At 62.1% G+C, this 23,196-nt stretch carries 15 protein-coding genes; 9 read left to right on the top strand and 6 right to left on the bottom strand.

Features of this window, described 5'->3' with window-relative positions; genetic code table 11:
* Nucleotides 1-362: 362 nt before the first annotated feature.
* Complete coding sequence (locus AC57B6_RS21865) at nucleotides 363-1,337, bottom strand: helix-turn-helix domain-containing protein (RefSeq protein ID WP_046566649.1); 975 nt, start codon at nucleotides 1,335-1,337, stop codon at nucleotides 363-365.
* A gap of 271 nt (nucleotides 1,338-1,608) precedes the next feature.
* Here AC57B6_RS21865 and AC57B6_RS21860 point away from each other — a divergent pair, with 271 nt between their 5' ends.
* Together AC57B6_RS21860 and AC57B6_RS21855 are read left to right on the top strand one after the other, a co-directional pair.
* Entirely contained in the window at nucleotides 1,609-2,385 is a 777-nt protein-coding gene (locus AC57B6_RS21860; protein WP_030101996.1) for an SDR family NAD(P)-dependent oxidoreductase, read from the top strand.
* Nucleotides 2,386-2,461: 76 nt separating this feature from the next.
* Complete coding sequence (locus AC57B6_RS21855) at nucleotides 2,462-4,000, top strand: amino acid permease (RefSeq protein WP_030101995.1); 1,539 nt, start codon at nucleotides 2,462-2,464, stop codon at nucleotides 3,998-4,000.
* A gap of 125 nt (nucleotides 4,001-4,125) precedes the next feature.
* On the opposite strand, the gene AC57B6_RS21850 is transcribed toward AC57B6_RS21855, so the two are convergent.
* On the bottom strand, nucleotides 4,126-6,078 hold the full coding sequence (locus AC57B6_RS21850; RefSeq protein ID WP_496422090.1) for a hypothetical protein: 1,953 nt from the start codon (nucleotides 6,076-6,078) through the stop codon (nucleotides 4,126-4,128).
* A 720-nt stretch (nucleotides 6,079-6,798) separates the two neighbouring features.
* On the opposite strand from AC57B6_RS21850, the gene AC57B6_RS21845 reads away from it, so the two are divergent.
* Nucleotides 6,799-7,884, top strand: coding sequence for a glycosyltransferase family 4 protein (locus AC57B6_RS21845; protein ID WP_496422089.1), 1,086 nt, complete (start codon nucleotides 6,799-6,801; stop codon nucleotides 7,882-7,884).
* A 41-nt stretch (nucleotides 7,885-7,925) separates the two neighbouring features.
* Here the strand turns inward: AC57B6_RS21845 and AC57B6_RS21840 are convergent, their stop codons facing one another.
* The 4 genes from AC57B6_RS21840 to AC57B6_RS21825 form a co-directional block, all read right to left on the bottom strand.
* The gene (locus AC57B6_RS21840; protein WP_496422088.1) at nucleotides 7,926-10,307 is read right to left on the bottom strand and encodes a PIG-L family deacetylase; all 2,382 of its coding nucleotides are present in this window, start codon (nucleotides 10,305-10,307) and stop codon (nucleotides 7,926-7,928) included.
* 146 nt (nucleotides 10,308-10,453) lie between these two features.
* A complete protein-coding gene (locus AC57B6_RS21835) occupies nucleotides 10,454-10,906 on the bottom strand; it encodes a GDP-mannose mannosyl hydrolase (protein ID WP_106355928.1) in 453 nt (150 codons plus the stop codon).
* 20 nt (nucleotides 10,907-10,926) lie between these two features.
* Entirely contained in the window at nucleotides 10,927-11,076 is a 150-nt protein-coding gene (locus tag AC57B6_RS21830) for a hypothetical protein (RefSeq protein WP_167346779.1), read from the bottom strand.
* A gap of 195 nt (nucleotides 11,077-11,271) precedes the next feature.
* Entirely contained in the window at nucleotides 11,272-13,548 is a 2,277-nt protein-coding gene (locus tag AC57B6_RS21825) for a hypothetical protein (protein WP_496422087.1), read from the bottom strand.
* Between the two features lie 819 nt (nucleotides 13,549-14,367).
* On the opposite strand from AC57B6_RS21825, the gene AC57B6_RS21820 reads away from it, so the two are divergent.
* The 6 genes from AC57B6_RS21820 (at nucleotide 14,368) to gmd (ending at nucleotide 23,196) form a co-directional block, all read left to right on the top strand.
* Nucleotides 14,368-15,351: a helix-turn-helix domain-containing protein gene (locus AC57B6_RS21820; protein WP_496422092.1), complete on the top strand. Its 984-nt coding sequence runs from the start codon at nucleotides 14,368-14,370 to the stop codon at nucleotides 15,349-15,351.
* Nucleotides 15,352-15,463: 112 nt separating this feature from the next.
* Nucleotides 15,464-17,035: a sugar phosphate nucleotidyltransferase gene (locus tag AC57B6_RS21815; protein ID WP_496422086.1), complete on the top strand. Its 1,572-nt coding sequence runs from the start codon at nucleotides 15,464-15,466 to the stop codon at nucleotides 17,033-17,035.
* A gap of 63 nt (nucleotides 17,036-17,098) precedes the next feature.
* Entirely contained in the window at nucleotides 17,099-18,484 is a 1,386-nt protein-coding gene (locus AC57B6_RS21810) for an undecaprenyl-phosphate glucose phosphotransferase (protein ID WP_028199887.1), read from the top strand.
* A gap of 67 nt (nucleotides 18,485-18,551) precedes the next feature.
* Nucleotides 18,552-19,694: a polysaccharide biosynthesis/export family protein gene (locus tag AC57B6_RS21805; protein ID WP_028199886.1), complete on the top strand. Its 1,143-nt coding sequence runs from the start codon at nucleotides 18,552-18,554 to the stop codon at nucleotides 19,692-19,694.
* A gap of 50 nt (nucleotides 19,695-19,744) precedes the next feature.
* On the top strand, nucleotides 19,745-21,979 hold the full coding sequence (locus tag AC57B6_RS21800) for a polysaccharide biosynthesis tyrosine autokinase (protein WP_028199885.1): 2,235 nt from the start codon (nucleotides 19,745-19,747) through the stop codon (nucleotides 21,977-21,979).
* 98 nt (nucleotides 21,980-22,077) lie between these two features.
* Nucleotides 22,078-23,196, top strand: coding sequence for a GDP-mannose 4,6-dehydratase (gene gmd, locus AC57B6_RS21795; RefSeq protein WP_028199884.1), 1,119 nt, complete (start codon nucleotides 22,078-22,080; stop codon nucleotides 23,194-23,196).

The raw sequence follows: 23,196 nt of genomic DNA, 5'->3' as shown, positions 1-23,196 counted from the left end.
CAGGCAGCGGCCCTCGGGCCGCTGCCTGCGAGGCGACGGTACGTTTCTTCTTCATGATCGGCATATCCATGATTTCCATCCTTCATGATATGCCCCGCCCACGAAATTACGGATAGGTCCCGCACAGGGGCAACGCTAATAGACCACTAACACAGCAAGGAAAGGCCAAAAGACCAACACCAGCACAGGGGCAACACTAATAGACCGATAAGAAAGCAAGGAAAGGCCAAAAGACCAACACTAGAGCAGACAACGAGCACCGCAAGGAAATCCAAAAATCCAGATCAACCAAAAGGCCAACGGCATAAAACCAACCATCGTCGCGAAGACCCCCCCTGCCGGGCAGGCAAAAAAAACCTCCCTTAACTTCTACTCCTGCGCCAGGTCTCCCTCGGCAACTCCCCAAACTGCCCCCGATACTCGTTGGAAAAATTCCCAAAATGCCAAAACCCCCACCGCGTAGCGACCTCGGTAACCGACCCGGCACTCCGCAATTCCCGCCGCACATGATCGAGCCGAACAGCTCGTATATAAGCCGAAGGACTCACCCCAACCGTATCCTCAAACGCATACTGCAAAGTCCGCCGGCTCGCGCGAAACCGCGCGCATAGCTCAGCGACCGACAGCGGACAATCCGGCGACTCCTCCACCATCTCGCGTACACCGCGCACAAGCTGCCAGTTCCGCGCGGTCCGCGCCTCGAGTTGCCCGTGCGGATCGGCATCCCGCATCCCCTGCAATACCTCGGCAAGACCAAAGATCACCGACTTCTCGAACGAAGCCGCCACGCCCGCGTTATCGAGCAACGTCGGCGTAGCCGCCACCGCGTCGAGCAAGTGCTTAAGCACCTCGCGAAAGCCCTGCAACCTCGCCGGGTCGACATTCAGTACGCCAGGCCTCGCGCCCAGTAACGGCGCGATGTCCTCGAGCTGTACGCGCACCAGTTCATTGGCAATCGCGCCAGGCTCAATCTCCAGGTTCACCACCACGTGCTTGTCGGGCGATAAAAACTCAAACCCGCCATCGCCGGAAAAAACATGCAGGCCGTCACGATGACTCGTCTGCCCGCACAGCAGCGCATGTCCTTCGAGCTGGAACGGCACGCCCACGGCCAGCCTGGATAGCGCGACCTGCCCGCGTTGATAGACCGTGCGGTTCAGGCGTTCCACCAGCACCCGTACCCCGCCCGCGGAGAACGAACTCACCGAGCCGTCGAAGGCGCCGCGCGAAATCTGGCAATAGCTCTGATTCCACGCGTCGAGCAACATCGCCTGTTCGTCGATGTTCCGGCAACAGTGGATCTCGACGGCGCTGCTTGTCTGATTGACCGGCTGCATAGCTTCTCCCGATTCTGTTGGCGCTCCCCAAACGCATGGTGCCGACCAGTGTATGCGAAAAAAAAACCGCGTCGCGCTTCTGGAGCAGGCCGTCCGCACAGGCAGCAGGGCGCACGAATGTCAGCGTGTAATGCATTTGTCAGCAAGCCGAATTTTTACGGGATTTTTACTTTTTTGCCAATTTTGGATAGTCGCCGCTTTTTGCCGCCCATATTTTGTGCACAACACGTCACGCAATGCAACGCATCAGGCACTGGAAGAGGAGTCACGCATGAGCAGATCGGCAGGCAGGCTGGAAGGCAAGATCGCAATCGTGTCGGGCGGCGCGACGGGCGCGGGCGGCGCGGCGTCGCTGCTGTTCGCGCAGGAAGGCGCGCAGGTCGCGGTGGTCGATATCAATACCGATGCGGGCGAGGAAGTCGTGACGCGCATTCGCGCGGCAGGCGGAACAGCCGAACTGTTTGCCGCCGATGTATCGAAGCGCGCAGCGGTCGATGCCGCCGTGGCGAACGTCATGGCGCGTTTCGGGCGTATTGACGTGCTGTTCAACCACGCGGGCAGCATCGTCGTGAAGCCCTTCGTGGATACCACCGACGAAGACTACGACTGGCTCATGAACGTCAATGTGAAAAGCATGTTCATGATGACGCGCGCAGTGCTGCCGCACATGCTCGCCGCGGGCGGCGGCTCGATTGTGTGTACGGCGTCGATCTCATCAGTGGCGGCCACGCCACTCGAAGTGCTGTACTGCACGACCAAAGGCGCGTGCGCGATGTTCGCGCGTTCGATTGCGGTCGAGTATCGCGACCGCGGCATTCGCTGCAATGCGGTGTGCCCAGGCTTCATCGACACGCCGCACGGACGGCGCGAAATCAGCGCGCTCGCCAAATATGGTTTCGACGCGAGCGAAGCGGCTCTGTCGGTGCAGCAAGGCCGTCTGTGCGCGCCGGAAGAAGTCGCACGCGCCGCGCTCTTTCTCGCCAGCGACGACGCCAGTTTCGTCAACGGCGCCCACCTGTACGTGGATAACTGCTTTACGGCTGCGTGAGCCGGTCTTGCGTCGCGCGCTCACGCTGGTCTATTGCTTAGCCGCTTCGCCATAACCCTGTTCAAAGGATCGCGTCATGGACATCAACACGGCCGTGCCGTCGGCGGAACCCGTCGACAACGACGTCAAGCTGTTGCACAAGATGGGCTACGCGCAGGAACTGTCACGGCGCATGGGGGCGTTCTCGAACTTCGCGGTGTCGTTCTCGCTGATCTGCATTCTGTCGGGCGGCATCACGTCGTTCCAGATGGGGCTGTCGGCGGCGGGCGGGGCGTCGATCGGACTCGGCTGGCCGCTCGGCTCGCTGTTCGCGTTGATCGTGGCGGCCGCGATGGCGCAGATTGCGTCGTCCTATCCGACCGCCGGCGGTCTCTATCACTGGAGTTCCATCCTGGGCGGCAAGATGTGGGGCTGGCTCACCGCGTGGCTGAATCTGCTCGGTCTTGTGTTTGTTGTCGCCGCGATCAATTACGGCACCTATGACCCGTTCTTTCGCACACTGATCGCGCCGATGTTCGGTGTCAGTCCCGATTCGCTCGGCTGGTGGCAGCAGACGCTCTTCCTGACGGCGATTACCGCTTCGCAAGCATTCCTGAATCATCGCGGCATTCGCATCACGAGCAAGATCACGGACCTGTCGGGTTATCTGATCTTCGTGGTGACGATCATGCTGGTGGTGTCTCTGCTGGTCTATTCGCCAGTCAAGATCGATCTGTCACGGCTCTATACCTTCACCAACTTCACCGGTGTCGATGGCGGCGCGTGGCCCAAGCAGACTATCGCCATGGCATTTCTGTCGGGCCTGCTCTTGACCGCCTACACGATCACGGGCTTCGACGCTTCCGCGCATACCTCGGAGGAAACGCATCAGGCGGCGCGCAATGTGCCGCGCGGCATTGTCGGTTCGGTGTTCTGGTCGACCACGTTCGGCTACGTGATGGTGTGCGCCTTCGTGCTGGTCATGCCGGATATCGGTGCTGCGGTAAAGCAGGGCACGGGATTCTTCGAAGCGATTCTCGCGCCGATTCCGGGACCGCTGCGCATTCTGATCGAACTGCTGATGTTCTTCATCAATTACGTATGCGGTCTCGCCGCCGTCACATCGACCTCGCGCATGATGTTTGCATTTGCTCGCGATGGCGGTTTGCCGGGTTCGAAGTGGCTGCGCAAAGTGAATGCGGCGCACCGTACGCCGGGTGCCGCGATCTGGACCTCGGCGGTGCTGGCAATCGTCGTGACCTTGTACGGCGATGCGTTCACGGTGCTGAGCGCGGGTAGCGCCGTATTCCTGTTCATCTCCTACGCCATGCCGATTGCGTCCGGTATTTTTGCCGAAGGCCGCACGTGGAAAGAGAAGGGACCATTCCAGTTAGGCATGCTGTCGAAGCCGTTCGCAGTGGCCGCGGTGTTCGGTGCACTCGTGCTCGCCTACGTCGGCATGCAGCCGCCGAACCAGAAAGTGGTGTACGTGATTGTCGGATTGCTCGCGGTACTGCTGGCGATCTGGTACGGCGCCGGTGTGCGCAAGAGCTTTGCAGGGCCGCCGGTCGGCAAGGTGTCGAAGGAGCGCGAGCAGGAGCTGAGCGGCCTGGAGGGACGGCTGGGGGAAAGCTGAAAGAAGACCGAAACTCTGCGAATGCGCGGCCCGCTGCCGCCCTTCATGTCTGAAAGAACAAACGTCAGCCGGCCCTAAAGCCGGCTGACGTCTTTACATCTGCCGCATGGTGTGACGGATGAGGCTCAGATCCCGGCGTATCCCACCGGAACCGTCGTGTTGGCTTTGGCGACCGACGCGTTGTTCGACACCACATACACCGGCGATTCAGTCAGGTTGAGCGTCAGCGTACCGTTGCTGTAGTTCGCGCTCGACGCATTGCCCATCATGTCGATAACCTTGACGGTGCCGCTCGTGCCCGGGGCATCCACCGTGAGGCTATAGGGCACGCTGTAGCTCGAACTGAAGCCGACGCTCGCGTCCCACACGCTGTTGTTGTGCGTCCACAGCGCGGTGATCACCGCGCCGTTGCCCACCTGCTGGAACGCGTACGCGTAGACGCCGGTCGGCGTGCCGTTTACCGGCCCGAGCGTATGCGTGCCGTCGAGCGTATGCGTCATCGCGCTGATTGCCATCGCGACCGGCTTCGGGCTGATGTTCGTCGCGCCGAATGCGCCCTGCGCGTCGTTCAGATCGAAGAAGGTGCCATAGCCGACTTCGCCCGGATAGTCCGCGCCGTAGAACACGTAGGTCTGATCCGCGCCTTCGCCGAGCGTAATGATGTGCATGCGCGCCGCGACCGCCGCCTGCGCATACAGCACGTTGGCAGTCGGATAGTTCGGGCCGTACGAGGTGCCGAGGTCGTAGCTGATGCCGGCTTCCGTCGAGAACAGCTTCATGCCCGGGCGGTAGTCGGCGGCCATTTCCGCGCGTAGATCACGCATCTGGCCGCGCAGCGAACCTTCGGCGGTAGACGGGTCGGCATCGTAGCGCTCCGGCGGATGCGACGGCGAGGTTCCCGCGTCGTAGTAGCCGTGGGTGGCAACCGCGTCGATGTATTGGCCGAAGCCGAGCGGCGCGAGGCGCTTCAGACGGGTCGTCGTCAGGCTCGGGAACGCATCGGCGGGACCCATCACCACCGCGTTCGGATCGGTCGAGTGGAGGCCTTGATAGACGGACTGATACAGCGCGATGAAGTTGGCGTCGGTATCGGTCCAGAACTGGTTGGGTTCCCACGTCACCTGATAGTAGTTCGCCGACTGGGTCGGGAAATACGCCGCACGAATCGCGTTCGATTCGGTGCCGACGCGGCTCATATAGCTCTGGTAGTACGACAGATTGGTCGGCACGCTCGTATCGTCCTGGAACGCGCCGGTGCCGCTCGCCCATGCGGGAATGCCGTCCAGGCGGATCAGGCGCATCACCTTGCCGCTCGTGTAGAACGGATCGAGACTGTTGGCTGACGGATTAAATGTGTTCGGTCCGTTCGGTTCCATGGTCGAGAGCTGGCGATCGTCGATCGTCGACGAAATACCGAGGGCGGCGAGTAGCGGGCCGTTGTCGTTCGCGCCCTGCATGCCGAAGCGATGCTGCTCCTGGTGCGCGTAGGTGACGGCCGGCACGACACCGGCCAGGTTCGGCAGCACGCCGAAGCTCGCAATGCCGACCGGACGCGTGCCCGCTTGCGGCAACTGGCCGCCGTTCTGCGCGAGCGTGCCGGTCGCCGCGAAATAGCCGGCGAGCGTCGAGGTGCAGTTGAACGTGATGGTTTTCGAACCGCTCGGCACAGCGGTGTTGCCGCTCGCGGCCACCCGTCCGAGAGTGTCCGTGACGGCCCACTTCAGCGTGTCGGCATTCGGTACGTTGGTGGTGAAGGCGAGCTGAAATGTGCTGCCGGCGGCGAAGATGCGCGTGCCGTCCGTGCTCGGCGTATCGGCTGAAATGGTGGCGCTGCCCGAGCCGGCCGAGACGGCCGGCGCTGCGCAACTGAGTGCCGCGGCCGTGGTGCCCGCGCCATTCACCGTGGCGGTGCCGCCGGTGCTGCTGTTTCCTGCCGCGCTCAGGTTGGCGGCGCTGGATGGAGCGGCGCTGCCGTTGGCCTGGGTCGCCGCGCTGGTGCCGGCGCTACCACCGCCGCCGCCACCGCAGCCGGCTAGTGCGAGGGAAAGTGTCGAGAGTAAGAGGAGTTGCGATTTCATCAATCTCTAACCAATGCGTGAGCTGAACATTTGCGTCTCTTCGCGCAACGCGCGGCGGGAGACGAAGTGAACAGAAATTAACGTCGTACGAATTCGCGCCGCTCGTCATGGCGGATCTGGCGGAATCGGACGGCCCGGGAAGGTGCGACGAAAACAACCAATGTCGTGAGCCACAGCGCAATTCATATCGCAGTGCCTGAGTCCATGGCGCCGCTCGATGAACTTTTTACTGTTCTGTAAGAAGGAAAGCCACTGCTGGGGAGAATCGACCGCAACGATACGCAGGAGTGTGTTTAAAAGAAGTAACGAGTCGTTACGTATGAACAATAATGCAGTACTAATTGCATTGATCACACCAGAATAATCATCTGGAGAGACTAGCCTTTATCCGCCATTCAGAAATGGGGTCGAAAAGATTTGTGGTGGATGCCTAACTGGTCGAATCGGCGTGAACCACCGGGAAGTGGGCGGTAGCGCTCATTCCATAGCCGATTGCGCCTTGGGGATGGCGTAAAAGTGCTGGGCCTTCGGTGTAACGTTTCCTCGCGACAGTGACTTCGCGGCGGAACTGTCGCTGTTTTTTCGGAAGACCAGGCGACGTTCCGCAAAAGGGTGCGCCAGACAAACATGATGGGATGCCGATGTTTTTTAGGGCCGGTACTTGCTAGCAGGCATCCCCATCCGCTGCGTAAAAAGGGCGGTTATCCAGAGAGATAAATCGTGAGAATTCTTCAGTTGGTTCACGCACCGCGACTTTCCGGGGCAGAGGTGCTGGTAAAGGGGCTTGCGATTCATCATCAGCGTGGCGGCCATGAGGTCTGCATCGCATCGCTGCTTCCCCAGCAGGACGATTTCGTCGACATTCGCGCGGAGCTCGAGGCCGCGGGCGTCACCTGCCTGTTTCCAGGTGTCCAATACGGCAGGGTGGGCAAGCTGTTGCATCTGTATCGCGTGGTGCGTCAGTTTCGCCCCGACTTCATCGTGGCTCATGCCACGCTCGCCGCACTCTATGTGCGTCTTCTGCCCGTGCATACGCCGATCGCGTGGGTCATGCACTCCGGCGTCAATGACTTCGAGAACAGCGCGCTCAAGCAGGCCGAGCGGCTGCTGTCGCGGCGGGCCAGAGCGGTGATCGGCGTGTCGCAGAAAAATATCGATGAGTATCTAAGAGAAATCGGCAAACACCCCTCGCTGGTCGTGATCCCGAACGGGGTCGATGCATCGCTGTTCGCGCAGGACAACGGCGCACCGGCGCCGGATATCGCCGCACCCGCGAAGCAGATCGTTCAGCTAGGCCGCTATATAGAAGGCAAGAGTCAGTTGCACACGATCCGCGCGTTCGAGCGTGTCGTGCAGAGCGAGCCCGACGCGCGCCTGCTCCTGTGTGGTGTGGTCGAAGACGTCGCTTATCACGAGGCGGTAGTGTCGCTCGTTAATCAGCTCGGTCTGGACAGCCGCGTGACTGTGTGCGGGCCGCGCTCCGATGTCGCCGCGATCCTGCGTTCGTCGCGTGTCTTTGCGATGCCGTCGCAATTCGAGGCGCAAAGCATTGGTTTTCTGGAGGCGCTTGCTTCGGGTATTCCTGTCGTGGCGAGCCGGATTCCATCGTTCCTGTTTGCCAGCGGATTTGCCGGCGTCAATCTCGTCGATACGGCCGATCCCGAAGCCTATGGCCGCGCCTTGCTCAAGGCACTCGACACGCCGCGCGCCAGTCGGCAACTGGCGGGCTACACGTTGCACGACACCGCGGATCGCTACATGAAGATCGCGCGGCAGTTCGTCCAGCCGCTGCAGATGTCGGCCTGAAGGACGCTGGATCGATCGGTCGGCACGCGTTACGGTGCCCGTTACTGCGCTAGCCGGTCGATCCGCACCGTCTCCGAAAACAGTCCCGGCAACTCGCCGAGGTCTTGGGCCGGCCCCAGCGCGAAGCCGTTGCCGACCGGGTAGCGCGTCAGCGCCGGTGCGCCGCCGGTGAAATAGAAATTGCCCAGCGTCGCATCGGTTCTCCGGAACAACACGAGCGCCGCATTGCGTTTGTCGCGCACGAAAAACGGAAACACGTCCGACCACGACATGCCGCGCAATGTCGCCGCCTGCACAGGTACGCTGCTCGCATCCGCTGTATCGAGCGTGGCGATATCGATGACCGCGTCATCGGTTGTGCCGTCGAAATGCGGTGTCGAAAGAATCAGCGTATTGCTCGCTTTGCCATGTAAGGCGCCGAGCGTCACCTTGACGAAATCGGGCTGGAAATTCACCGGCAATAGCCGGCGTTCGCCGACACTCATGCGAGTGCCGTCGTTGGCGATCTGCGTGAGCGCGAGCCGCCCGTTCGCAGCCCCCACCGCAACTAATGACGCGCGTGACCCCGGCACCTGAACCGGGAGAAGATTGACGTCTTGCGGCAGGGCTCTGGCCTGGGCCACGAGCGTGGGCGCCGCGCCCGCGGAGTTCGTGGAAGACGCCAGCCAGAGGTCGAGTCCGCTGTCGGTTCGCTTCTGCGCGATCAGCACGCCGGCACGTCCGCTGCCGTTGAAATCCGCTGCCACATACTGCTGCGTCAACTCAGGCCTGAACGCATTGCTGGTCTGGAGCCAGAGACGTGGCGCCTCGAAGCGCTCGCCGGTACTGCGCAGCAGCCAGAACGCAGTGCCGCCCTGGCGTGCGGTGATGACCATCAAATCAGCCTTGCCGTTACCGTCGAAATCGCCGAGCAGAAAACGTGCGCTGTCGAAGCACAGCGCGTCATTCGTGCAGCTCGGCGCGGTGGCGCGAGGATCGAATGGGACCGTGCTCGCGTACCAGAGCGCGGGGGGCGAGGCTTTCACGAGCGACGCCGCATAGACGTTGAATCCGGGCCCGTCGTGCTGTCGCTGCACGTACACGGCGGAAGCTTCACCGGTGCCGCCGACGTCGCCGATCATGGCAGTGGCGAGCCGCAAATCGGTTGCCTGGGTGTGTTGCGTGGTTGCCCAACGGTAGCGTGTGGTAAGGGCCGTGCAGCCGCGCATGGTGAGCTTGCCGTCGTTCTCGCCGAGGCAGTGCCGCTGCGGCGTATAGACGAGGCCGAAGTCCCACGGTGTCCAGCGCTGCGCCATGTCCCATTGATCGCAGGCCTCGGAGATCAGATAGCCGTCGCGTTCGGCGATGCATTGCGAAGTCGCGACGCTGACGAGCGCGGCGTTCTGCGTATTGCCAGGATAGACAGTGAGCGGATCCCAGCGCCATTGTTGTGCGGCAGAGCCCGTGCACTCGGCGAGTGTCGGCGCATGGCTGCTGCCCGTGGAAGTCAGGCAGCGGTTTGCCGCCGCATTGAAGAGCTGTATGGGACGCGACTGAAAATCCGCGATGCGGTGGTCGCTGCGATCGGCAAACGCATAGCGGCGCGCGACCCAGTTGCCGTCCCACTGGAACTCGCCGAATACGTGCGAGGACTCGTTGCCGTCGATAGAAAAATAGCTGGCGACGATATCGCGCTTGCGCTGCACTTCAGCCGCCGGCACATTGCCGGGCCAGTCGCCGGTCGGATAGGTGACGTGATAGACGATCGGCACGCTTTTGTTCAGCGTCTGGGCGACGTGGCGTGTAATACGTGCGGCGTAGATGTGATCGGGATGCTCGAGAAACGGCACCGTGTCGGGATTGAGCGTGTAGATCTGCGAAGCCTCGGCGAGTATCGCTTTCAGTGTGGCCGACAGCGAGGCCCGATCGTATTGCACGCGCACCGATCCGTCGGCATTCATCGGATAGGTGGAGAGCGTGGCGTGCTGCTCCCACAGGAGGCCGAGCGGTACGCGGCCGCCGCGCACGGCGCCGCCGGGCAGCCGGAATTCGAGCAGGCGCACCTGCGGCTTCGCCTTCAGCACCATCTGATGCACGAGCTTGCCGGCAATGGGAAGGTTTGTTTCGATCCATTCGTCGGGCACGCCCGCCATCCGAGCATAGGCAAGCCGCGAAGCCCGCTCGCGAGTCTGTACGTAAGCGAAGTTCGCCCCATTGGCGCCGCCGATCAGATGCACGATGGTGATGCACCAGCCGGCATCGAGCCGTTCGCTGATAGCGGGGTCCACGAAGAGCAGATCGTCATCGAGGTGAGCGACGACCGTGACCAGCGTACCGGCGCTGCAATCGGCCGCGCGCGCCGAGGCGGGAATGAGAGCGAAGAAGAGTAGCGCTAGAAAAGCAAGGGATGAATCGCGAACGAGCCTGGCTGCCGATGATCGCATATTGATTCGAGCTTTGATGGTGAGCTCGATCATACTGTATCGGCGTGGGTCGCCACGTTGGCGAACTCACAGTGGGTATTATTTTCGCCCGCGGGCAACGGCAGGCGCCGGCAACAGGGCGACTGGTGTTGGCAGTAAGCTTGCCGTCAGCGGAAGTAAGCCTTGGTGTTCTCGTGAACGTCGGGGCGCGCGAGCAGCGCCGCAGGCGAAAGCCAGAGATATTCGCTGTGCTGGTCGAGCCGGCCCACCGGAACGGAGCTGGTGAGTTGCAGCGCATAGGCGAGCACGATGTAGTGTGTCGACACGCCGGGCTCGGCGGCGAAGTTGTCCTCGTAGTGGTGCTCGAAAACGCCTTCGAAGCGTGCCGTCGAGCGCGCCAGTCTGGCGATGCCCAGTTCGGCGTCGGCAATGCGTGCGAATGCGGCGTCGAGTGTTTCGTCTTTATGAATGCGTCCGCCGGGAACGAACCAGGTGTCGCGCGCGGGGCGGTTGCGCCGATGGCCGATCAACACGCGAGCCTCGGCATCGCGCACGATCAGATCGATCGCGACCAGTGGCGTCAGACGCACCACGTCGAGGAAGTCGATCTCAGTCAGCATGGTTTCTCCTGAAAGGGGCGCTAGTAATCGCGACGATGCTCATCGTCCTCGGTAAGACGGCTGGAGACACTGGCCAGCAGCAATGCGAGCAGAACCGCGCCGATCGTGGCGAAGAGGAACGCCCCGACCATCGCGGCCAGCACCAGCATTGTCCATGCGAGCCCGCTCATCTCCTGGCTCCAGCGCGTTGATAGGCGTACGAACCAACAATCGCCTGGATTCTACGTGGGTCGACAGGCAGCTGCACTGTCACAACACGCCGAAGTATCGGTGCATGGCGACAGCGAACCGTGTTGATCGAAGCGCGCGCGGGGGCGCTCACGCCGTGCCGGGAGCGTGTGACATGCACGCTTTGTAAGGTGCGGCTAGCGGGCGACATAACCCTCCGGCGTGCTGACCGCGTCCTTGAACACGGCGGCATTGGCGGAGACGACGTAGATGGGCGCCGGCGACAGCTTGAGGTTCGCGAAGCCGTCGCGATACGGCAGGCTCGATGCGTTGCCCATCATGTCGAGTACGGTCACTTCGCCCGAGCTGCCGGGCGCGTCGACCCGCAAACGATAATCCGCACTCTGATTCGCGCTGAAACCGGTTTTAGCGTTCCATGCGTCGTTGTCGTGTGTCCACAGTGCGGTCACGATCTTGCCGCCGCCGAGCCGGCGGAATGCGTAGGCATAAACCCCTTTCGGCAATCCTTTGAGCGGCCCGAGCGTATCCGTGCCGTCGATAATTCGCGTCATTGCCGCTACCGCGAGCGCGGCGGGTTTGGGGCTGATGTGACTGGGACCGTAGGCGCCGGTCGGATGATCGAGTTCGAAGAAAATCCCGTAGCCAGGCGCTGCATCCGGCATGTCGGCGAGATAGAACACATAGGTTATATCCGCGCCTTCACCCAGCAGAATGAGATGCGTGCGCGCCACCACCGCGGCTTGCGCGTAGAGCACGTTCGCATCCGGATAATTCTTGCCGTACGCCTGGCCGATGTCATAACTGATGCCGGTCTCGGTAACGAACAGCGGCGCGCCGGGCTTCAGGTACTGATGCATCTCGTGACGCAGCGCCCGCATCGCGGCGGGCAGCGCGCCCTGCACGGTGCCGAGATTGCCTGGATCGGCTACACGCTCGGGAGGATGCGACGGTGTCGTGCCGATGTCGTAATACCCGTGAATGGTCATGCCGTCCATATAGCGGCCGATTCCGAGCGGACCGAGACGGCGCATCCACTCGACGTTCGCCTGCACCGACGCATACGTCAGACCCATCACCACGGCGTGAGGGTCGGTCTGATGAATGCCCTCCCACACGGCCTTATACATCGCGACGAAATTCGCGTCGGTGTCGCGCCATGGCAGGCCGCCATCGGCATCCGGCTCCCATGTCACCTGATAGTAGTTGTCGCGTTGCTGGGGGAAGTAGGTGAGCCGCGCGCGATTGGATTCGGCGCCGACTTTTGCCATGTATTCCTTCATTTGTACGAGCGAAGTCGGCGCATAGCTGTGGGTCTCTTTACCGGTCGGACTGGCCCACTGAGGAATGCCGTCAAGCTGGATCAGGCGCATGATGTCGCCGCGCCGGAAATAGGGGAGCAACTGTTTGTTCGCGGGATCGAACGTACCGGCGCTTTTCGGCTCCTCCGTATACCAGTTGCGGTTGTCGTTTGCCCACGAAAGGCCGAGCGCCGTATAGACCGGCCGGTAGCCGTCGCCGTCGCAGCAGTGCTGGCCGGGTGCAAGGTAGGCCGTGCCCTGTCCGCCGAATCGATGCAGGTCCTCGTAGGGAAAGCGCACTGCGGGCAATGCAGCGGCGGTGTCGGGCAGCACGCCGAAAGTGGCGATGCCCGCAGGACGTGTGCCGCGCGATTCGAGCCGGCCGTGTGCGCGTTCCAGCGAAGCCGAGACGGCGAAATAGCCGGCGATGCTCGACGCGCAACTGAGGGTCGATAGCGTGGCGCCCGCTGCAACAGGAAAGCGGCCGCTGGCGCGCACGGTATTCCAGCTGTCACGGATTTGCCAGTTGAGCGTGTCGCTTTGCGTCGGACGTGTTGTGAAGACGAGTGCGAAGGGTTTGTCGGTTGAAAACAAGCGGGTGCCGTCGCTCGGCGTGTCCGCTTCCAGCAGATCGCCGTTTGCCGCCGCGCGCGCTTGAGAGGAGGGCGCGGCGCAGCGCAGGCCCGGTCCTGGTGGCGCCTTCAATGCGGCAGGCAGCGCGGCCCCCGTGTCCGGCACGGCGTTCTGGTTTGCCGGGGCTCCAGCAACTGCCTTCGCCGCCGTGAGCGCGACCGCGCAGCGCTTCTCCACCCCGGGTGCCGGATCGCCGAACACACCGTTATTGCAATCGGCGCTGTTCGAGAACGTCTTGATGACATGCTGGTCGACGGTGCCATACAGCACGTCGCGCGTACCGCTGAATCGGCAAGTACCGTATTCCGCCGCGCAGGGTGCCCACTTTCTGCCGTCGACATCAAGTTCGGCATTGCTCGCGCTGTCAGGCCCGGCTGAAGCCCCCGCCGCATGACACGCAGAGGCGACGCCGCCCAGCAGGATAAACACCGCCGCAGAGGCAGCGATGTGCGGCGCCAACCCGTGAGCGACACGGGCCCTGGTGTGTGGTCGCAGCGCTTGGTATTCGCGTACATTCGACATGTGTTCCCCGTGTGATTCGACGTACCTGTTCCGGCGAGTTCCTATGATGGAACGTCGTCGGATGGCTAGTTCACCAGGCCAGACCCGCCTAAGGCTACTGCGTGCCGCGATCTGTTGCGCAAACCGCATAGAGCATTTCCGCAATTCGATGGCGGAAATGTACCGCCTCCGATCCGACAGAATCCGCCATTGGCCCGTCTATTGCCGGGCGGTCTAAAGTTGTCTTATTTCTGTGTTTCACGTTTGAAACATTAATCGTTCCGTTTATATTATCTGGATCCAATAACAACCAATTAAATAATTTTGTCTCTGGAAAATTGCTTATATTGGACACTGTTTTACACGTCTCTGCCAGGCAAAAATATCGTCAGAAGAAAGTCCTGTGGGCATCTGGTAAGAGCAATGACGGGTGTGTGCAAGGCGGCTACGCTCATTCTGGCGGCGTGAGGGAAAGAAGTCACTTCAAATCTGCGGAATGGCGGGCGGATCAAATTGCAACTCGACCATTTCGAGTAGCGATGATGTGTGTGACAACGCACAAAAACTCGCGCCAATTAGCATTATGATTCGCAGGTCGTAAATGCATTCATATGCAGAAACGGTATTTAATTCATTGCCAAACAGGTGGTGGCGGGATTGTTCCGAAAATCACTGGGCGGCCACCATATCTAAACGCCAACATGTCTGCGGTTTCGGTCATGGCGGCTAAATGCTTGATTGCGGATGACTATGATGCACTGCACAGAGCATCGTTCTGCGGAGTGCGTTCAAGGTTGAAAAGTAGATCCAGTAGATCCGTTTTCTGGTGAGAGGATGACTATGACCTGCGCGAGTCTCGAGTCAGCAATGCTGCGCTGGGTGCACGCACCCAACAAGGGTACGCGTCGCATCGCAATACTGATGTTCAACGACTGCTCGCTGCAGGGCGCGGGCGTGGTTGCCGAGGTGTTCCAGGCTGCGAACGAACTGGCATCGTCCGGTTCGGGCGGCGGCTTGTATGACGTTTCCTTCCTGTCGGCCGACGGCGGCATGGTGACCTCGTCATCGGCCCTGCGGGTCTGGACCGACGGACTTGACGCGCGGCATTACGGCGGCTTCGACGCGCTATATGTCGCCGGCGGTAAAGGTGCATTCGCCGCAGCCGGCGACGAGCGCCTGATCGCGTGGTTGCGGCGCGTTCGCCGCAACACCGGCATGATCCGGCCGATCGCGGAAGGGCGTGCGTTGCTGGAAGCGGCCTACGTGCCGGACAGCCGGGAAGCGGGAGATTTTCATCCGCCGCAGTCGATGCCGCGCCAGGCCGAGCAGAACGGCGATGCGGGCGACCGCCTCGAATCGATGAGAAGCGCGCTCGCGATGATCAAGCGCGATCTCGGCGGCGCGACCGCCCGCACCGTGGCCGAGCGCCTGCTCGCGGATTCGTGTTCGAACCTGGCGCCGCTGCTTGGCGAAGACGGCGGTTTGAGCCCCGGCGACAAAGTGCGCGCGGCGGCCCGCTGGCTGCAAGAAAATTGCCAGCAGTCGATTTCGATTGCCGATGCGGCCCAGTTTGCCGCGATGAGCGAGCGTAACTTCCTGCGCCGCTTCAAGATGGAAATGGGTATCACGCCCTCCAGTTTTCTGTTGCATGAACGCCTCGCGGTGACCTGCAGTCTGCTGACCGAGTCGGAGCTGCCGGTAGACAAGATCGCCCGGCGCACCGGCATGGGCAATGGTGACCGGCTCGCGAAAGTCTTCCGCAAGCGGATGCGAATTTCCCCAACGGAATTCCGGATTCAAAGCCGCCGCATGGTGGGCGGATAGCGCACACGACGCAAACTGGCCCGGCGCGGCTGAGCGTCTGGCCAGGCGCGCCCGTCAGGCAGCGTCTCGGTAAGTGTTTCGTCTGCTTTACAGAATTATAAGGAATGCGAATATGTTGATTAAGGGAGCTGAAAGCGCTGCGTCGGCGAGTCCGGACAGCGCCCATGCCGGGGCTGCCGGTGCGCATTGCGTGCGCATCGTCCCGGTGATTCTTGCCGGGGGCTCGGGCACGCGGCTGTGGCCGGTGTCGCGCGAAAACTTTCCGAAGCAACTGATCGACGTGGTCGGCTCCGACTCGCTGCTGCAGGCGACCGCGCGTCGTATGAACGGCTTTCCCGCCGGCTGGAAGGTCGACGCGTCGCCGATCGTCGTGTGCGGTGAAGAACATCGCTTTGTGATCGCCGAACAGCTCCTTGAAAACGGCATGGCAGCGCGTCTGATCGTCGAGCCCGCGCGGCGCGATACGGCGCCGGCGTTGACGCTCGCGGCCTCGCTCGCATGCGCGGACGGCGACGACGCGATTCTGATTGTCATGCCGGCCGACCATTCGATCGCGGACGTGCCCGCGCTGCAAGGCGCGCTGGAATGTGCGGCGCGTTACGCGGAACGGGGCTCGATCGCCACGCTGGGCGTGCCGCCCACGCGTCCCGATACGGGTTTTGGTTATATCCGCATTGGCGCGCAATTGTCTGACGGTGGCTATGCGATCGACGGCTTCGTCGAAAAGCCGGCTGAGGAAATCGCCGCGCAATACGTTGCCGCGGGCACGTACTGGTGGAACGCCGGGATCTTTGTGGTGCGGGCAAGTGTGTGGCTCGACACGCTGAAGCGCCTGCAGCCCGACATGCATGCGGCCTGCGAGCGGGCCTTCGTGAACGGCCGTACAGAAGGTGCGCATTTCCGTCCGCTGACGGACGCGTTCCTGAGTTCGCCCGCCGACTCGATCGACTACGCGGTGATGGAGCGTCTTACTGACGTAGGTATCGCGGAGGAGGCGGCCGGTTCCCATCGCACGGACATGCAACCGTCCGGTACGAATCTTTCCGGCGTGGTGGTGCGTCTCGATGCGGGCTGGTCCGATCTCGGTTCATGGGACGCCGTCTGGGCCGCCATGGAGAAGGACGCCAACGGCAATGCCGGGCGCGGCCGCGTGACGTTCGAAGGCGCGGTGTCGAGCTATGCGCATTCCGAGGGCCGGCTGGTTGCGTGCGTCGGCACGACCAATGTGGTGGTGGTCGAAACGGCCGACGCGGTGCTGGTGGTCGACCGTTCGCACGTGCAGGACGTCAAGGGTCTGGTGTCGCGCATCAAGGCGCAGCACGCCCCCGAGGCCGATGTGCACCGCAAGGTGCGGCGCCCCTGGGGTTTCTACGACTCCATCGACCACGGCGAACGCTTCCAGGTGAAGCGCATCGTCGTCACGCCGGGCGCGAAGCTTTCGCTGCAACTGCATCACCACCGCGCCGAACACTGGGTCGTGGTGCGCGGTACGGCGCTCGTCACGCGCGGCGAAGAGCAGTTCCTGCTGAGCGAAAACGAGTCGACCTACATTCCGATCGGCACTCGTCACCGGCTCGAAAACCCCGGCAAAGTACCGCTCGAAATTATTGAAATCCAGTCAGGCACCTATCTCGGTGAAGACGACATTGTGAGGTTCAACGACACCTACGGCCGCTGCTCGTAACAGCGCGCCACGGATTATCTGCGGAAAAGAACGAACGGCCAGAGCCAGAACGAGGTAAGCAAAATGCGCAAGTTTCAGGATTTGCTCGCGCGAGTGTTCGATGTGGGATTAGTGATCGCGGGGGCGGCGGTGGCGTCGCGGATCCGCTTCGAGTACCTCAACCAATCGGGGTTCTACTGGGCGCTCGTGATGTTCTCTGCTGCCTTCGCGCTGGCCATTTTTCCGGCTTTCGGCGTCTATGAATCGTGGCGCGGTCGCTCGAAGCTCTCATTGGCCGGGCAGGCGTCGCTCGCATGGCTGATGGTGCAAGGCAGTGCGCTTGTGCTGATGTACTCGCTGCACCGTACCGACTTCGTCTCGCGTCTGTGGTTCTCCTACTGGACGGCGGTGACGGGTGGCCTGCTGATCTCCTCGCGGCTGATCGCGCACGCGGTGCTGGCCCGTGCGCGCGGCGCCGGTCTGAATCTGCATCAGGTCGCGATTGTCGGAAGCGGCTCGCAGTGCGACGCGATCATCCGCCGGATCGAGTCGGCGCCGACCACCGGGTTTCGCGCGGCAGCCGTCTATAACACGCGTCCTGACGTGTCGTCCGTTACCAGTGCACGCGTGCCGGTCTTCGACACCGTGGATGCGCTCGCCGGCTATATCCGCACCAATGACGTGCACGAACTCTGGCTGATGCTCTCGCTCGCCGAGGAGCCGCTGATCTGTTCGCTGATTGGCGAATTCCGCGACGATCTGGTGAATATCCGCTTCATGCCGGACGTGCGCAGCCTCGCGCTCTTCGAAGGCAGCGGCGTGATCGATCTGCTCGGCGTGCCGGCGATCAACCTGGTCGCCTCGCCGCTGTCCGCGAGTTCGATGCTGAAGAAGGAAATCTTCGACCGCCTGTTCGCCGCGACGGCGCTGATTGGACTCGCACCGATCATGCTCGCCATTGCGATCGCGGTGAAGCTCTCGTCGCGCGGCCCGGTTTTCTTCAGGCAGAAGCGTAAAGGTGCGGACGGCCGCGTCTTCACGATCTACAAATTCCGCTCGATGCGACTGCATACCGAGGAGAAAGGCACGCTCAGTCAGGCCACGCGCAACGACGCGCGCGTCACGAAAGTCGGCGCATTTCTGCGCCGCACGAGCCTCGACGAACTGCCGCAATTTTTCAACGTTTTGCGTGGCGACATGTCGGTGGTTGGACCGCGTCCCCACGCACTCGAGCACGACGACCTTTATCAGAAAGTGGTCGCGGGCTATATCAATCGCTATCGGATCAAGCCGGGCATTACGGGTTGGGCGCAGATCAACGGCTTTCGTGGCGAAACCGACCGCATCGAGAAGATGGAGCGTCGCGTCGAACATGACCTGTATTACCTGGGGCATTGGTCGTTCGCGCTCGATATGCGGATTATCGGCGCGACGATTGTCGCCGGACTGGTGCATCGAAACGCTTACTAAGTAGTTAACAAGCACGCTGGGCGCTGCCTCCCCCGAGGACAAGGCCCTGGCGCAAGGAGGAAACACCATGAGCTCGCTTGGTATACGCACGGGAAGTCTCGTGATTTTCACAGCTGTGACAGCACTGCTTTCCGGATGCGGGTCCGTCCCGGGGCAACGGATGATCACGCCAGCCGCAATTCAGGACACGGGTGGGGATTACAGCACGGAACCGTCGCAGCAACAGCAGATTCCGATTACCGATATCAACCTCGCGCTGCTGCGCCAGATGCGTACGGCGCAGACGTCGGCCGCATTGCCGCCGCAGACGCTCGGCCTGTTCGGCAAACCGACGGCATACAAGGTCGGCCCGGGCGACGTGCTGCAAATCGTCGTGTGGGACCACCCGGAACTGGCCGCCGCGCTTGGCCAGCCGGCGCAGAACACGAAACCGACGGATGCCGCTCCCGGTTTTCTGATCGACGAAAACGGCGATATCCAGTTCCCGTATGCAGGCAATCTGCATGTGGCAGGCAAGGACGTCGCATCGATCCAGAAAGAACTGCACAAGCGCCTGAGCAACGTGTATCAGAAGCCGGAAGTGACGGTGCGGGTCGCCTCGTTCCGTAACGCCCAGGTGTATGTGGACGGCGAAGTGCGCACGCCGGGCGCCCAGTCGCTCAACGACATTCCGATGTCGCTGACGAGCGTAATCAATCAGGGCGGCGGCTTCAGCGCCAACGCGGACCGTAGCCGGGTTGAACTGATCCGCAACGGCGTGACGTATCCGCTCAACGTGGATGACCTGATCAAGCGCGGCCGCAATCCGTCGGACATCTACCTTCAGGCGGGCGACATCGTGCGCGTGGCTTCGCGCGAAGACAGCGGCGTCTACGTGATGGGCGAGGTCAACAAACCGGCAACCATCCAGCCGATGCGCAACGGTTCGCTGACGCTTGCACAGGCTATTTCCGATAGCGGCAGTTTCGATTCGAACACGTCGGCGCCGAGACAGCTGTTCGTGATCCGCAATTCGACCAGCGAGGCGCCGCAGGTCTATCACCTCGATGCGACGTCGCCGGTGTCCATGGTGCTCGCCAATCAGTTCGAGCTGCAGCCGAAGGACGTGGTGTATGTCGGCCAGGGCGGACTGGTCCGCTTCAACCGTGTGTTGAACCTGCTGCTGCCGGCGATCAATGCGGCTGTAACGGGGGCAGTTCTTGCGAAATAACAACCGTGCAACGTGACCTTGAACCGCCGCGTTCTGTTGGGTGACCAAAAATGGCAATCAACTTCGAAAATCGCTACATCGACGTGTCCGGACCGGACGAGCTGCATCTGTCGGACTATCTGCGCACGATCGTGAGGGGCTGGCGCACGATCCTCGTGGCGACGTTGGTCGCGCTCGCGCTGGGGTGCGCGTACGCGTTTCTTGCTCCGCCGACGTATCGCGCGGATGTGCTGTTCCACGTCGAGGACAAGACGGCCAATGCCAACGCGAACGGCAAGGATTCCTTGCCGCCGCTGACCGGCATGTTCGACACCAAGCCCTCCACGGCGGCGGAAATCGAGCTGCTGAAGTCGCGGCTCGTCACCGAGGAAACGGTCAAGAAACTGCACCTCGACATTTCGGCCGCGCCGCGCACCCTGCCGTTCATCGGCGGGATGATCGCGGGTCTGGTGAACGGGCAATGGGGTTTCAAGCTACCGTCGTTCATCAACCTGTCGGGTTACGCATGGGGTAACGAAAGCATTGCCGTGTCGCAGTTCGACACGACAAGCGAACTCTACGATACGACCTTCACGCTGATTGCCGGCGAGGGCGGTTCGTACGTGCTGCGCGACAAGAACGGTATCGCGATTCTCTCCGGCCATGTTGGCGAGACCGTGCAAACCGATACCGCCGACGGTCCGATCACGCTGCACGTCGACAAGCTGGTCGGCGCGCCCGGCTCGCGTTTCGAGTTGCAGCGCTTCTCGACGCTGGGGACGGTGGACCGCCTGCAGAAGGCGCTGGTGATCCAGGAGACCACGCTGCAGTCCGGCGTGATCCGCACGAGCCTCGAAGGCGGCGACCCCGTGTTGACCGCGGCGATCGTCAACAGCATGGCGCGCGAATTCGTGCGTCAGGATGTGGAGAGCCGTTCGACCGAAGCGGAGCACATGCTGGCCTTCCTCGATCAGCAACTGCCGGGTTTGCGCAAGGAACTCGACGACGCCGAGCAACGCTACAACAAGTTCCGCAACCAGCACGGCACGGTCGATCTCGGCGAGGAAAGCCGCTTGCTGCTGCAACAGGTGGTCGACAACAAGACCAAGCTGCTCGATCTGCAGCAGCAACGCGCGGAGATGTCACAGCGCTTCACGGCGAATCACCCGGCGGTGGCGGCGCTCGACGCACAGATCGCCGCATTGCAGAACGCGGCGGCCAGCATGAACCGCAGCGTGGCCGTGATGCCGGACACCGAGCAGACCGCGTTGCGCCTGCTGCGCGACGTGCACGTCGACACGGAGCTTTATACCAATCTGCTGAACAGCGCGCAGCAACTGCGGGTGGCGAAAGCGGGCCAGGTGGGCAACGTGCGCGTAGTGGACTTCGCCGAAACGCCTGACGAACCGGTGCGTCCGAAGCGCGTGCTGGCAATCCTGATCTCGCTCGGCGGCGGCTTGCTGATCGGCATCATGCTGACCTTCTTCAAGCGCGCAATGTACGGCGGCGTAGAACGTCCGGATGAACTCGAAGCGGTGCTCGGCGTGCCGGTGTTCGCGATCGTGCCGCGCAGTCAGACCCAGTTGCGCCTGCAGGAAAACGTCATGCTGCGCCGTCGCGGGCTTCATGTGCTTGCGCAGCAGGCGCCGGAAGACATCGCGGTGGAAGGGGTGCGCAACCTGCGGACCTCGTTGCAGTTGTCGCTCGATCACGCCGAGAACAACGTCGTGATGATCACGGGTTCGCGGCCCGACGCCGGCAAGTCGTTCCTGTCGGTGAATCTGGCGGCGCTGGTGGCGTCGGCAAACAAGCGCGTGCTGATTATCGACGGCGATATGCGGCGCGGCGACGTCCATTCGCATTTCGGTATCGGCCATCAGCCCGGGCTCTCTGACGTGTTGAGCGGCGGCGATCTCGGCGCAATGATCCAGCGCGATGTGCTGCCCGGACTCGACGTGCTCGCCAAGGGCACGCTGCCCTCGCATCCGTCGGAATTGCTGATGAGCAAACGCTTCGAAACGATGCTCGAGGAATTGAAATCGCACTACGACATCGTCATTGTCGACACCCCGCCGGTGCTGGCCGTGACGGACTCGACCTTGATCGGCAAGTACGCCGGCACGACGCTGCTGGTGGTGCGACACGGCCGCCATCCGCTGAATGAAATTGCCGAAACCGCCAAACGGCTGTTCAACGGCGGGGTATCGCTCAAAGGGGTCTTGCTCACCGACGTGCCTCAGGAAGGGGCATTCCTGGGTTCCGGCTATCAGGGCGGCTATTACGGCTACGACAGCATCGCCGGTTGACGGCGGCAGGTCTACGCAGCAGCGGCTCGCTCACGGAGCCGCTTACTTGATCATGCCGCGAAACCGGCATCGCAAAGTTCAACGAGGGAGAGAGTTCCATGAAACGCAAGGTCGCGCTGATCACCGGTATCACGGGACAGGACGGGTCGTATCTTGCCGAGCTTCTGCTCAGCAAGAATTACGACGTGCATGGCATCAAACGCAGGACATCGCTGTTCAATACAGACCGGATCGACCATCTCTATCGCGACCCGCACGACCCCGAGCAGCGGCTCTTTCTGCATCACGCCGACCTGACCGACTCGACCAGCATCCTGCGCGTGATTCAGCGCGTGGAGCCCGATGAGATCTACAACCTCGCAGCGCAGAGCCACGTGGCGGTCTCATTCGAGGAGCCGGAATATACGGCCAACGCTGACGGCCTCGGCGCGCTGCGGATTCTCGAAGCGATCCGGATTCTCGATCTGCAACACAAGACGCGCTTTTACCAGGCGTCCACCTCGGAGCTGTACGGCCTCGTGCAGCAGGTGCCGCAGTCCGAGACCACGCCGTTCTATCCGCGCAGTCCGTATGCGGTCGCCAAGCTGTTCGCGTACTGGACCACGGTCAATTATCGCGAGGCGTATGGACTCTATGCCTGCAATGGGATTCTGTTCAATCACGAATCGCCGGTGCGCGGCGAAACCTTCGTGACGCGCAAGATCACGCGCGCCGTGGCGCGCATCGCGGTCGGTATGCAGAAGACCCTGTATCTCGGCAATCTGTCCGCGTTGCGCGACTGGGGCCATGCGCGCGACTACGTGGAGATGCAATGGCGCATGCTGCAACAGGAGCAGCCGGAGGACTACGTCATCGCCACCGGCGTGCAGTACAGCGTGCGTGAATTCGTTCAGCACGCCGCCGCCGAGCTGGGTGTCACGGTACGCTTCGAAGGCACCGGTGTGGATGAAGTCGGCATTGTCGAGAAGGTGGAAGGGCGCGAGATCAAGATGTCGCCCGGCGATGTGATCGTGCGTGTCGATCCGCGCTACTTCCGTCCCGCCGAAGTCGAGACCCTGCTGGGCGATCCGTCGAAAGCCCATGCGAAGCTCGGCTGGCAGCCGACCACGCCGTTCAGCGCGCTCGTGAAGGAAATGGTGCGCTCGGATTATCAGATCGCAAGACGTGACGCGCTTGTCACGCTGGCCGGTTTTACGGCACTGGAACATCACGAGTAA

Source organism: Paraburkholderia sp. BGA-UO-ETr-F12 (genome assembly GCF_059567945.1).
The sequence above is the reverse complement of the archived record's forward strand: the minus strand, read 5'-3'. Positions and strand labels throughout refer to the sequence as shown.